10 protein-coding genes and 1 pseudogene are annotated in these 12,285 nt (G+C 64.1%); 5 read left to right on the top strand and 6 right to left on the bottom strand.

The window, feature by feature from the left end:
* The 4 genes from cysW to ACQI5H_RS19195 all read right to left on the bottom strand — a co-directional run bounded on the left by cysW (position 1) and on the right by ACQI5H_RS19195 (position 3,248).
* Positions 1-819, bottom strand: coding sequence for a sulfate ABC transporter permease subunit CysW (gene cysW / locus ACQI5H_RS19210; RefSeq protein ID WP_427080915.1), 819 nt, complete (start codon positions 817-819; stop codon positions 1-3).
* A complete protein-coding gene (gene cysT, locus ACQI5H_RS19205; protein ID WP_427080914.1) occupies positions 816-1,700 on the bottom strand; it encodes a sulfate ABC transporter permease subunit CysT in 885 nt (294 codons plus the stop codon). Before cysT ends, cysW begins: the two co-directional genes overlap by 4 nt.
* Positions 1,697-2,743 carry a sulfate ABC transporter substrate-binding protein gene (locus tag ACQI5H_RS19200; RefSeq protein WP_427080913.1) on the bottom strand — a complete coding sequence of 349 codons (1,047 nt, stop codon included), beginning with the start codon at positions 2,741-2,743 and terminating at the stop codon, positions 1,697-1,699. The genes cysT and ACQI5H_RS19200 overlap by 4 nt, the downstream gene beginning before the upstream one ends.
* Positions 2,744-3,053: 310 nt before the next feature.
* A complete protein-coding gene (locus tag ACQI5H_RS19195; RefSeq protein WP_427080912.1) occupies positions 3,054-3,248 on the bottom strand; it encodes a hypothetical protein in 195 nt (64 codons plus the stop codon).
* A gap of 35 nt (positions 3,249-3,283) precedes the next feature.
* On the opposite strand from ACQI5H_RS19195, the pseudogene ACQI5H_RS19190 reads away from it, so the two are divergent.
* Positions 3,284-3,424, top strand: a pseudogene (locus ACQI5H_RS19190) (FAD-dependent monooxygenase); the annotation flags it as partial.
* 142 nt (positions 3,425-3,566) lie between these two features.
* Here the strand turns inward: ACQI5H_RS19190 and ACQI5H_RS19185 are convergent.
* Positions 3,567-4,004, bottom strand: a complete 438-nt coding sequence (locus ACQI5H_RS19185) for a hypothetical protein (protein WP_427080911.1) — start codon at positions 4,002-4,004, stop codon at positions 3,567-3,569.
* Between the two features lie 636 nt (positions 4,005-4,640).
* Between ACQI5H_RS19185 and ACQI5H_RS19180 the strand changes: the two genes are divergently transcribed.
* Complete coding sequence (locus ACQI5H_RS19180) at positions 4,641-6,692, top strand: glycoside hydrolase family 15 protein (protein WP_427080910.1); 2,052 nt, start codon at positions 4,641-4,643, stop codon at positions 6,690-6,692.
* Between the two features lie 15 nt (positions 6,693-6,707).
* Here the strand turns inward: ACQI5H_RS19180 and ACQI5H_RS19175 are convergent, their stop codons facing one another.
* The gene (locus ACQI5H_RS19175) at positions 6,708-7,508 is read right to left on the bottom strand and encodes a class I SAM-dependent methyltransferase (RefSeq protein ID WP_427080909.1); all 801 of its coding nucleotides are present in this window, start codon (positions 7,506-7,508) and stop codon (positions 6,708-6,710) included.
* 952 nt (positions 7,509-8,460) lie between these two features.
* Here ACQI5H_RS19175 and ACQI5H_RS19170 point away from each other — a divergent pair.
* From ACQI5H_RS19170 to ACQI5H_RS19160, 3 genes are all read left to right on the top strand, one after another.
* Positions 8,461-10,122: an AMP-binding protein gene (locus tag ACQI5H_RS19170; protein WP_427080908.1), complete on the top strand. Its 1,662-nt coding sequence runs from the start codon at positions 8,461-8,463 to the stop codon at positions 10,120-10,122.
* Positions 10,091-10,480, top strand: a complete 390-nt coding sequence (locus tag ACQI5H_RS19165) for an acyl carrier protein (RefSeq protein ID WP_427080907.1) — start codon at positions 10,091-10,093, stop codon at positions 10,478-10,480. Before ACQI5H_RS19170 ends, ACQI5H_RS19165 begins: the two co-directional genes overlap by 32 nt.
* 35 nt (positions 10,481-10,515) lie before the next feature.
* Positions 10,516-12,285, top strand: a 1,770-nt coding sequence (locus ACQI5H_RS19160) for a condensation domain-containing protein (protein ID WP_427080906.1), incomplete at its 3' end; no start/stop codon positions are given.

Here is a 12,285-nt window from a genome sequence, read left to right as displayed (position 1 = left end):
TCACGCCTCTCTGGTTGCCCGGGCCCGGCGGGCGTCGACAATCACCTGGAAGACCAGCACCACCACGGAAACGGTCATCAGCAGCGTCGACAGCGCGTAGGCGCCGTATTCGGCCCCACGGTTGTAGCGGTCCGAGACCAGCAACGTCAGCGTCTGCGACTTCCCCGGCAGGTTGGACGACACGATGATGACCGCGCCGTATTCCCCGAGGGTACGCGCGACGGTCAGCACGATGCCGTAAGTCAGGCCCCACCGGATGGACGGCAGGGTGATGCGCCAAAACGTTTGCCACCACGTGGAACCCAGCGTTGCGGCGGCTTCCTCCTGGTCGGTTCCCAACTCGTGCAACACCGGTTCGACCTCGCGCACCACGAAGGGCAGGGTGACAAAGACGCTCGCGAGCACGATACCGGGCAGACCGAAGATGATCTTGAACCCGAGGTCCCTTTCGACGAAGCCCAGCGCACCGGCCGATCCCCACAACAGGATCAACGCCACGCCGACGATGACGGGCGAGACCGCGAACGGCAGATCGATGATCGCCTGCACCACGCCCTTGCCGCGAAACCGGTTGCGCGCGAGCATCAATGCCGTCGGAATACCGAAGACCACGTTCAGCGGCACCACGATGGCCACCACCAGCAGCGATAGGTTCAGCGCCGATATCGCCGCCGGGGTACTGATCCACTCGACGAACCGGCCGAACCCGGGCTGGAAGGTGCGCCACAGGATCACCGCCACCGGAACGATGAGCAGCACGAAGATGTACGCCAGCGCGACGTACCGGATGGCATAGCGAACCCGCGACGAAGATCTCATGCGGACAGCTCCTGGCGTTTGGCCGCGCGCGCGCCGACGACACGCAACAGGAGCAGCACCACAAACGAGAGCGCTAGCAGCACAATGGATATCGCCGCCGCGCCGGTGCGGTCGTCGTTCTCGATCAAGGTACGGATCCACTGCGACGACACTTCGGTCTTCCCCGGAACGGCACCACCGATCAGCACGACCGAACCGAATTCGCCGATCGCACGCGAGAATGCCAGCCCCGCACCGGATAACAACGCGGGGGTCAGCGACGGCAGCACCACCGAGGTGAAGACCTTCGGCCCCGACGCGCCCAGCGATGCCGCCGCCTCCTCGGTCTCGCGATCGATTTCCAGCAGCACCGGCTGAACGGCGCGGACCACGAACGGCAGCGTGACGAACGCCAGCGCCACCGCCACACCCCACGCGGTGTGCTGCAGGTGAAGCCCCACCGGGCTGTTGTTGCCGTACAGGGCCAGCATCACCAGGCTGGCGACGATGGTCGGCAACGCGAACGGCAGATCGATGATCGCGTCGACGAGCCTCTTGCCGACGAAGTCGTCGCGGACCAGCACCCAGGCGATCAACAAGCCGAAGACCAGGTTGACGACGGTGACTCCGGCGGAAATGGTGAGCGTCACCCGAAACGACTCGACCGCGGCGTTTGACGTCACCGCCAGCCAGAACGCGCGCCAACCGCCGCCGGCGGCCTGCCACGCGATGGCGGCCAGCGGCAACAACACGATCACCGAAAGCCACACCAGGGCCACACCCATCCGAAAGGACGTGGTGCCCGACCCGCGGGAGGGCCATCCGTGTGGGGCCCATCGCCCGGCGGCGCCGTCGAGATCCGGCCGGGTCGCCTGGGGGTCCGGTGTAATGGCCGCCGTCATCCGGTGGCCTGCATGTAGATCTTGGTGATCCTGCCGGTGTTCTTGTCGAACAGCTGCGGATCCGCCGTGCCCCAGCCGCCGAGTTCGGCGATTGTCCACAGCTTCGACGGCACCGGATACTGGTCGCGGAAATCGGCGGCGACCGCCGGGTCGACCGGCCGGAACCCCGCCTGCGCCCACACCTTCTGCGCCGCCGCGGTGTACTGGAAGTTCTTGAAGGCCCTCGCGGCATCCAGGTGCGGGCTGGTGCTCACCACCGCCAGCGGATTCTCGATCTTGAACGTCTGCGGCGGGGTGACATGCTGGACCGGCTTGCCTTGTCGCTCGGTGGCGATGGCCTCATTCTCGTAACTGATCAACACGTCACCGCTGCCCTGGACGAAGACGTCGGTGGCTTCCCGTCCCGATCCGGGGCGCAGTTTGACGTGCCCGCTCACCAGTTGCCGCACGAAATCGACTCCGGCATCGGCGTTTTGGCCGCCGCTGCTCTTCACGGCATACGGCGCGAGCAGATTCCATTTGGCCGAACCCGAACTGAGCGGACTGGGCGTGATGACCTCGACACCGGGACGCAGCAGATCATCCCAATCCTTGATGTTCTTGGGATTGCCCGCGCGCACCACCAGAGTCACCACCGAGCCGAACGGTATGCCCTTGGTGGCGTCGGTATTCCAGTCTTTGGAAACCTTGCCGGCCTTGACCAAACGACTGATGTCCGGTTCGACCGAGAAGTTCACGACGTCGGCCGGCTTACCGTCGACGACACCACGCGACTGATCGCCGGAGGCGCCGTACGAGGTGATCACCTGCACACCCTTGCCCTCGTCGGAGGCGTTGAACGCGGGAATCACCTTGCTCCAGCCGGGTTCTGGGGCGGAGTAGGCGACCAGGGTAAGGCTCGTATGGGCGTTCGCCAGGCCGCCGCCACCGACGACGTCGCTGGGGCCGCCCTGACACGCCGCGACGACAGCGGCGACCAGCCCGAGCGCCGCGGCATAGCGAACCCGCCGCCGGCGCAGCGCGCCTGCGATGTCGTCGAACATTGGTGGCCTTCCAGTGCGGGATTATTGATATCGATCCGTAACTGCGGAAAGGCGCCGAGAATTTCAGTAGGAGCTACGAACTCAGACCAGACCGCGCACGGGTTTGGGAGTCAGCGACAACAGTGCACGAATACATAGCAGTCCAAACCACCGGTTGCTACGTGCATGGCGCGAAGCCTAACAGGAATTGGCGGGGCCGCCACCGGACGCCGCATCCGCCCCCGGAGTCAGTGCGTTAGCAGCCACGCGACGATCACCAGTACCACGAGCGCGACGAGAATCAACGTCACGTGTGAGCGGGGCATGCGGATTAACCGGCCGCCCCGTCGGCGTGGCGGGCGCGGCGCATCAACCCGATGCCCTTGCCGAGGAGGCCGTCCAGCAAGGTCGCCGTGACGTAGGCCACCACCAGCACGATGGGCATCACCACCATGGCCTGTAACACGAAGGCCAGACCCGAAAGCCACAGCTCGTTGCCGTCCCACCAATTCAGGAACGCGTTCACCGGGCTCACACTATTCGCCCCGGCAGCGGAAACCAATGTGCCGAGATCGGCGGGTGCTGCCGCATCGTCCGAGTCCGGGGCGACGACTGATCGTCGGCGGCGGACCGGCCGGCCTGCTGCTGGCTCGCGCCGGCGTAAAAGTCACCGTGATGGAAAAGCACGCCGACTTTCCGCGTTGACTACCGTTCCACGTCCACATTGACGGAGGTACGCGACCGCGTCGAAGATCCGGACGCCGATCGCGCGGTGGCCATGCGCGGACGCACAGTGCCGGCGCCGCCGCATTCGCGACAGCACCGGCACTGCCCTGTCCGGGGATTACCTGCCGGCTCCGGGACCGACGTTGACGCCGCCACCCGTGTTGCCGCCCAGACCGCCCTGCACCGGACCCAGGTTCACGCCGCCGCCGGTGCCGCTACCGGCACCACCGCTGACGCCGCCGGGACCGGCGTTGACGCCGCCACCCGTGTTGCCGCCCACGCCGCCCTGCACCGGACCCAAGTTAAGGTCGCCGCCGGTGCCGGTGCCGGCACCACCGCTGACGCCGCCGGGACCGGCGTTGACGCCGCCACCCGTGTTGCCGCCGACACCGCCCTGCACCGGACCCACGTTAACGCCGCCACCGGCACCACCGCCGACGCTGCCGCCGTTGTCCGGATCAGCGCTGGCCGTCCCGGCGCCCAATCCGAAAGCACCGAGCGCGCCGGCCATGGCCGCGGCAAGGATCCATCTGCGGAGGTTATGAATTGTTTCCATCGCTCTCTCCATTCGTTGCTGAATGGGGATATCCGGCTTGATCCCCCCGGGCAGACTCTCCACCCATCTGGTGTCCTCCCCGACTAGACGCCGGGGAGAGCCACCCCCGCGATGACGCTATGCGCGGTGGCGCACCTTTGCAACGTCAGTCCGTATTGGACTGGCGTACAACGCTCGAGCCCTTACTGGGCTCGTATTATTCTGGCGCAGAACGCAATACGCAGAAACGGCCAGCTGCGCATCGTCGCCTCGTTGCTGTTGATTGACCCGTATGTCCACTAACGATGCGACGAGAATCGTTGAGGCGCAGCCGGTCCGACTGGTGTATCAATAGCTAACCGGCGATCACGAATTGCGCGCCGGCATGCTTGTGAGCCACGAACCCGCCGACGTGGCGGGCGCGGCGCATCAACGCGATGCCCCTGCCGATGAGGCAGTCCAGCAAAGCCTCGTGGCGTGGGCCACCACTAGCACAGCGGGCATCACCACTATGGCCTGCAATACAAAGGCCACACCTCAAAGTCACAGCTCGTGTCGTCCCACCAAGCACGCCGATGCCAGGTGCGGGAAGGGCGGGCGCGACGCTTATCAGCAAAATCATGGACGGCGAGCAGGTCGACAGTCGATGATGTCGAAATGGTGTTGCACGCTCAACCCGCCGACCAGCCGGCCGACGCCGTCCCCGAGGAAGCCCTCGAAACGGCGCCGGAGAGCAGCCGCGAATCGGCTTTGGCGTCGCCGCTCGATTTCAGCGCGCCCGCACCCTTTGCGTCCACGGGAGCGCTGCGCAACCCGTTTCCGCCGATCGCCGATTACGCGTTTCTGTCCGACTGGGAGACGACCTGCCTGATCTCGCCGGCCGGTTCGGTGGAGTGGCTGTGCGTACCCAGGCCGGACTCGCCCAGCGTGTTCGGCGCGATCCTGGACCGCAGCGCCGGGCATTTCCGGCTGGGCCCCTACGGCGTCTCGGTGCCGTCGGCGCGCCGGTACCTTCCCGGCAGCCTCATCATGGAGACCACCTGGCAGACCCACACCGGCTGGCTGATCGTGCGCGACGCGCTGGTGATGGGGCCCTGGCACGACCTCGAACGTCGCTCGCACACGCACCGTCGCACCCCGATGGACTGGGACGCCGAGCACATCCTGCTGCGCACGGTGCGCTGCGTCAGCGGCACCGTCGAACTGATGATGAGCTGCGAGCCGGCGTTCGACTACCACCGCGACACCGCGGTCTGGGACTACTCGGCCAACGCGTACGGCGAGGCCGTCGCGCGAGCGGGCCGCCAACCCGACACCCACCCGACGCTGCGGCTGACCACGAACCTGCGCATCGGTATCGAGGGCCGGGAGGCCCGGGCGCGCACCCGGATGACGGAGGGCGACGACGTCTTCGTCGCGCTCAGCTGGACCAAGCACCCGGCACCGCAGACCTACGCCGAGGCCGCGGAAAAGATGTGGCAGACCACCGAGTGCTGGCGGCAATGGATCAACATCGGCAACTTCCCCGACCATCCGTGGCGGGCCTACCTGCAGCGCAGCGCGCTGACGCTGAAGGGCCTGACCTATTCCCCCACCGGCGCGCTGCTGGCGGCCAGTACCACGTCGCTTCCGGAAACGCCCCAGGGGCAACGCAATTGGGACTATCGCTACGCCTGGGTTCGCGACTCGACGTTCGCGTTGTGGGGCCTCTACACGCTGGGACTGGACCGCGAGGCCGACGATTTCTTCGCCTTCATCGCCGACGTGTCCGGCGCCAACAGCAACGAGCGCCATCCGCTGCAGGTGATGTACGGGGTGGGAGGCGAACGCAGCCTCGTCGAAGACGAGCTGCACCACCTGACCGGCTACGACCACGCCCGGCCGGTGCGGATCGGCAACGGCGCCTACGACCAAGTGCAGCACGACATCTGGGGCTCGATCCTGGATTCGTTCTACCTGCACGCCAAGTCACGCGAGCAGGTTCCCGAAACCCTGTGGCCGGTGTTGAAGAAACAGGTCGAGGAGGCGATCGCGCATTGGCGCGAGCCCGACCGCGGAATCTGGGAGGTGCGCGGGGAGCCGCAACATTTCACGTCGTCGAAGGTGATGTGTTGGGTGGCCCTGGACCGCGGGTCCAAGCTGGCCAAGCGACAGGGTGAGAAGAGCTATGCCCAGCAATGGCGGGACATCGCCGAGGAGATCAAGGCCGACATACTGAAGCACGGCGTGGACTCCCGCGGCGTGTTCACCCAGCGCTACGGCAGCGACGCGCTGGACGCCTCGCTGCTGCTGGTGGTGCTGACCCGATTCCTGCCGCCCGACGATCCGCGGGTGCGCAACACGGTGCTCGCGATCGCCAACGAGCTCACCGAGGAAGGCCTGGTGCTGCGCTACCGGGTCGAGGAGACCGACGACGGGCTGTCCGGCGAGGAGGGCACTTTCACGATTTGCTCGTTCTGGCTGGTGTCGGCGCTGGTCGAGATCGGCGAGGTGGCGCGTGCCAAGCGGCTCTGCGAGCGGTTGTTGTCCTACGCGAGCCCGCTGCACCTCTACGCCGAGGAGATCGAGCCACGCACCGGCCGGCACCTGGGCAACTTCCCGCAGGCGTTCACCCACCTGGCGTTGATCAACGCGGTGGTGCACGTGATCCGCGCCGAAGAGGAATCCGACGGCTCTGGGATGTTCCAGCCCGCCAACGCGCCGACGTAGAGGGTCAGCTCACCGTCAGGGCCACCGGCTCGTATGCCCTTGCGCTGCACGGTTTTTGGCTGAATCTTCGGAACGCCGGCCGTGAACCCACTGAACGGGCCCGACATTCTTGGTCCGCACGCTGGCGAAGCCGTGGTCCATCAGAATGTCTCCGACCTCGTCTTGGGTGAACACGTAAGGATCGAGGCTCGGTAACCTGCGCCAGAATCGGGCGGCATGGCGAACGACGGGAACCACGACGGCCAACTGTCCGCCCGGTCGCAGCACCCGCGCCATCTCGGCCAGCGCGGCAGCCGGGTCCGGCATGAATTGCAGCACGCCGATCGAGACGACCCCATCGACCGTCTCATCGCGCAGCGGAAGCTGCTGTGCGTCCGCGCGTAGGAAGCCGACCTCTGGCAACGATTGCGCGCGGACCGCGCGTGCCAACATCGCAGCGGAGCGATCAACGCCCAGCACCAGTGCGCCCGGGCCCGCGGCGCGGGCCAGGGACGCGGTGACGCTCGCGGGTCCGCAGCCGACGTCCAGGATGATCCCGCCCGGCGGCATGTCGAGCCACTCGACTGGCGGCTCGAAAGCGCGGACCAGCTTGCGCAGCACTGCCTGGGCGTTGTCGTAGACCATCGCCGCAACCGGCGAGGCCCATAACGCCTGGATTGGCCCGGTTTTGTTCGGCGACACGGAGCGTTCTCCCGCCGATTCAGCGGCCAGCAGATCGAGGTAGCCGTTTGTGACCTCCGGCTCGACGGGAGGTTCGGCGAGCAGTTCCAGCGCCCTGCGTAACGCCAAAGGCAAAGCGGTGGTCAAATCGCTCACCTAACTTCTTCGAGTGCGTTAATTAAGTTTTCTTCGAAAGCGTTAATTTGACGCACCGATAATTCGCGATTGTTATTAGGCGTACGATCAATTCGTGCTCCTTATTAGACTGACGGTAAATTCGTCCGGCTTATTAGACTCGCGAGCAATTATGGACCCGAGTTAGCAAACTTGATAACCATGTTGGAGCCTACGCCAAAGGGCCGAAGAGGTCGACTGGCGAGTTTGGTGGCACCGTATGAGACCGACACGACGAAGGCGACCACGATCACCGACCGAAAACGCGCGAGCCGCTGTCGCTGGTTTCTGTCGGACCATCGTGCATCAGGACGCAACCCATTCCCCGAGCAGCGCGTCGGAATCGACGCCATGTCATGTCGCGACTGACGCATTCTAAGTTGCTGTGTGCCACTCGAAGCGCTGTCTTCCGCTTGCCACGGGCGCGCTCAGTCGCGCGCGCCCAATTCCGGCCCGAGCCAAAGACGGACACGGTTAGGCCTTGTGCAGCGAGAGCGATGTGAGCCATGATGAGCTGGGAGAGAGAGGAAGTTACAGAGACGATTCGGCGGCGGTTACCACGCTCGCCCCTCCTACGACACGCGGGTGCTGCACCGGTTGGAGGATGCGATGGACGAGTTTGCGGCCCATCCGGAGACAGTGTTGCTCGCGTCCACCGCCGCCGAAGGCAATCGCAATGCCGATGGCCCGCCTACCGGGTCGGCATTTGTCCGGGTGCTCAGCGCCCATAAGCGCATTTCCGGATTTGCACCATTCGCCCCGTCGGGCCCCACCCACCCTCCAACGTGTGGCCCGAAATCCTGTGCTACGACCACAGGAAGCCAGCTCATTACGCCGCCGGAAAAGCGTGGGAATGCCGATCTCCATACCGGTATCTGGCAAACTATATTTAAACTCATCGGGCTCATTTATTGTTCCATGACGCCGTCCCGGGGTGGACAGACCTCGGGATGATTTTGCGAGCGCGAATTACGTACGCCACCGCATAACCAGCGCCCAAAAATTCTATCCGGTTATGAGAGGTGCGATGATGATATCCCCGAGTTCAAATCTTTTGCCGGACACATTCGTTTCCCAACGTTCGGTACTTGTCGATCTCTGTGAGTCAATCGAAGGCAAATCGGCAGCCATACCGGTCATTCGGGCTCGTTCGACGCTCGACGCGCGTGAGATCGCCGCCGCAGGTCGCGCCGAATCGGCAATGGCCCCAGATGTGGCGGGCACGGTCGTACCGATCGTCATGCAGGAGCCGCAGGACGTGTTAGCCGGGCTTTTCGCCGTGGCGCTTTCCGGCGGAGTGCCACTTGTGCTGTCCGGTTCACGAAGCTATGAGCCCGCTGCGTCGGTGCAAAGACGCATTAACGAGATCGCCGAAAAGGTCAATGCTCGATTCGTCTACCTGCACGGAACGTGGCAACAGGTATCAAAGCACTCACAGCCCGACGTCGCTCACGAGGAAACGGCCTTTTTACAGTTCAGCTCGGGCAGTGTCGGCAGCCCTCGGCCGCTGCGGATATCACATCGCGCCATCAGCGCTCAATTGGAGATATTGGCGGATGCCACCGCGGCCGGATCGGACGACGTGGCGGGAACATGGCTGCCGCTGTCGCATGACATGGGACTCGTCGCCACGTTGCTCGCCCTATGGCTTGGGCGCCCGTTGTTGTTGTGGAGCCCCGAAGAGTTCCTGACCGCGCCGGCCCAGTGGATCGAGCAAATGGCGACTCACCGAGTGGGCTTTTGGCCGGTCATTCCCGCGGGGATGCATATCGCGACCAAGGCATTGGCATCGCGAGGCCGCCGCCTCGGCGCGCTGCGGGCCGTGCTCGTCGGCGCCGACGTCATACGCCCCAATGTCTTAACGGCGTTCGAATCAACGGCCGGATGCGGCGAAAATGTCGTGCGGCCGTGCTACGGCCTAGCCGATGCGACGCTGATGGTGACCTGCGCTCCCGGGGATCGGCACTGGCGGACGGTGGATGCGCCCGAAACCGCCGATCGCAGCGAGCGATATACCCGACTCGTGTCTGTTGGCCCACCCGCGCCCAACACCGACGTATGGATCGAGGTCGGGGGGCATCCGGTCGGCGAGCGCATCATCGGCGATGTAGTCGTGCGATCAGCGTCTCGCTGCTCGGGCCCCTTCGGAGGCGAAATCATCCCCGCTTCGGTTCCGGTGCACACCGGCGACCTCGGCTTCATCGCTGACGGTGAACTGGTCTTTACCGGTAGGGCGGCCGAAGTGGTGCGGGTCGCCGGTCAGGATTTTCTGCCAACCGAGGTGGAAGACTTCCTGGTCCGGACGGGCTTCGGCAAAACGGGGCGCGTTGCGGTAGTCGGAGTCGACCACGACGCAGCGACCCAAATGGTTGCAGTGATCGAAAGCGGATCCGACATCAGCGATGAGGCGGCAATGGCCTGCCGTCGCGAGCTGCTGGGAGCCGCCAGAGCGGCCGGTCTGCCGCTAACAGGAGTCAGATTCGTACCGCGGAACTGGCTAAGCAAGACAACCAGCGGCAAGCTGCGCCGGCGCCGCATTGCCGCAGATCTCATGGAGGCGGGCAATGACCGGCTCTGTCAACGCGTCACACAATGACCAACCCGAGATTCACGCTGCGGGAAAAACGGCGCCGGCAAGCAGCACGCCGCTAACCCGTGAGCGCGTGATCGCCGAGATCATCCGTGCCGCACGCGCCATGCGCCCGTCCTTTTCTGAGCGGGAACTAAATGATCAGACAAACCTGTCGCTGGACTTGGGCCTCGAGTCGGCGTCCCGGGTGGAGCTCCTGTTAGAAGTCGAACGCGCTCTCGACGTCGCCTTGGATATTGGAGAAGTGGTGGTGTTTGTCGAGCTCACGATCGGCGAGCTCGCCAATCTCGTTGTGCCCAAAGGCGAAGACGAGGGCACGGACCGCGGTAGTCGCCTTCACCGGGTAAACCCGAAAACTTCATAGCCGGATTGACGGCATCAGCGGTTTGGGAGGTAGTCGTGTCGGACGGTCGCATCGCAGCATCATCTGCGCAAGAGGCTTTATGGTTTGCCCAGAGATTAGTCCCCGATCCGCCAAATAATATCTCCTGCCACCTTGAAATCGTGGGCCCACTTGATCACCGCGTCATGGCGAAAGCTTTGCGTGACTTCTGCTGCGAAGCAACGACTTTGCGTGTCACCTTTGCTCAAGACGAAGCCGGACTGCGCCAAACGCAGCGCGACCCGGACGCCTGGGAACCGGATTACTTCGATGTCAGCCATACGGATAACCCGGAATCCGCTGGACGCATAATCATATCGGCGATGACTCATCGCGCGTTCGACCTAAGTCACGATATCTTGTACCGCGCCGGGCTGATCAAGCTAGATGAGACGCGCCATACGCTATTCGTGGTAGTCCACCACATCGTGTGTGACGGATTTGGGCTACTCGTTGCCGTCCGGCGCATAGCGGAGGTGTACACGGCCGCGACGTCGGGCGTCAGCCCTTCCCGATCCAAGTTTTGCAGTCCCGAAGTGATCGCCAGCGACGATTTGGAATATAGATACTCCAAGCGCTTTGTTTCAGATAAAGAATTCTGGGTCAATTACACGGCCGCTTGGCCCGAGCCGCTGGCAATCTCCGCACGCCCAAATTTCCCGCAACCGCCGACGTTGCATCAAAGCTTGGCCCTGACCGGACACGATGCGACTCGCCTCAGAACGGCTGCGGGTCGCGTTGGCCAGTCCCTGCCGCGTTTTTTGACCGGGTGTCTGACCGGTTTCTTTAGCCGGGCGTCTTCGCCATCGGAGTTTTCGATTCGACTAGCGGTCGCCAACAGGTTCGGCGTCGCGTGGAGCACGCCGTGCATGCTCTCAAACGTTGTTCCGGTGCGGATCAACATGGCGCCAGGAATCCGATTCGCTGATTTTGCGAAATCACTGGATCGAGAGATCAGCACGCTGGTTGCCCATGCCCGATATCAGATCTCAGCCATTCAGCGCGATGTCGGCCTGTCGAACGGACAAAAAAACCGATTTGGACCCGTCGTCAATGTTCTGCCATTCTTCGGGAACATCGAATTTGGCGAAAGCCGTGGAGTTTTTCGGGGCGCCTCTTTCGGAGCCTGTGATGATCTCCTGATCTCGGCATATTACGACACGCGTGAAGACGACACGGGCCAGCCCGGTGATGTTTATGTCCAACTTGATGCAAACGGGCTGCTGTATGCGAAGCAGGATCTGTTCCGTTTGACAGCTCAGCTGACGTCTTTTTTGCATGCGGTGTCGGTTGATCCGGAGCGGCGGATCGATCAGATCGAGATCATCGATGCGGTCGAACGCGACCAGGTCGTGAACCGGTGGAACGACACCGCCACCCCCATACCGCAAGGCAGCGTGCCAGAACTGTTCGCCGCCCAAGCCGCCCGCACACCCCACGCGCTCGCGGTCGAAGACGACGACGAAACCCTCACCTATCACCAACTCGACGCTCGGGCAAACCATCTCGCCGCCCAACTGACCACCTATGGAGCCCGACCCGAAACCATCGTCGCGGTCGCACTGCCCCGCTCCACCCGATTGGTCACCGCACTGCTGGCCATCGCCAAAACCGGCGCCGCCTACCTACCCATCGACCCGAACTACCCCAGCCAACGCACCGCATACATGCTCACCGACGCCGCCCCCCAACTACTGATCACCGACACCGCCACCGTCCCAACGCTGCCCGACACCGACCTACCCCGACTCATCCTCGACACCATCGACCCCCCCACCCCACACGAC

Source organism: Mycobacterium heidelbergense (assembly GCF_050205645.1).
Taxonomy (GTDB): domain Bacteria; phylum Actinomycetota; class Actinomycetes; order Mycobacteriales; family Mycobacteriaceae; genus Mycobacterium; species Mycobacterium heidelbergense_A.
The sequence above is the reverse complement of the archived record's forward strand: the minus strand, read 5'-3'. Positions and strand labels throughout refer to the sequence as shown.

Excerpts from the sequence above, each read along its gene's own strand:
- cysW (WP_427080915.1), bottom strand. The coding sequence starts at position 819 with ATGAGATCTTCGTCGCGGGTTCGCTATGCCATCCGGTACGTCGCGCTG.
- cysT (WP_427080914.1), bottom strand. The coding sequence starts at position 1,700 with ATGACGGCGGCCATTACACCGGACCCCCAGGCGACCCGGCCGGATCTC.
- ACQI5H_RS19200 (WP_427080913.1), bottom strand. The coding sequence starts at position 2,743 with ATGTTCGACGACATCGCAGGCGCGCTGCGCCGGCGGCGGGTTCGCTAT.
- ACQI5H_RS19185 (WP_427080911.1), bottom strand. The coding sequence starts at position 4,004 with ATGGAAACAATTCATAACCTCCGCAGATGGATCCTTGCCGCGGCCATG.
- ACQI5H_RS19180 (WP_427080910.1), top strand. The coding sequence starts at position 4,641 with ATGGTGTTGCACGCTCAACCCGCCGACCAGCCGGCCGACGCCGTCCCC.
- ACQI5H_RS19165 (WP_427080907.1), top strand. The coding sequence starts at position 10,091 with ATGACCGGCTCTGTCAACGCGTCACACAATGACCAACCCGAGATTCAC.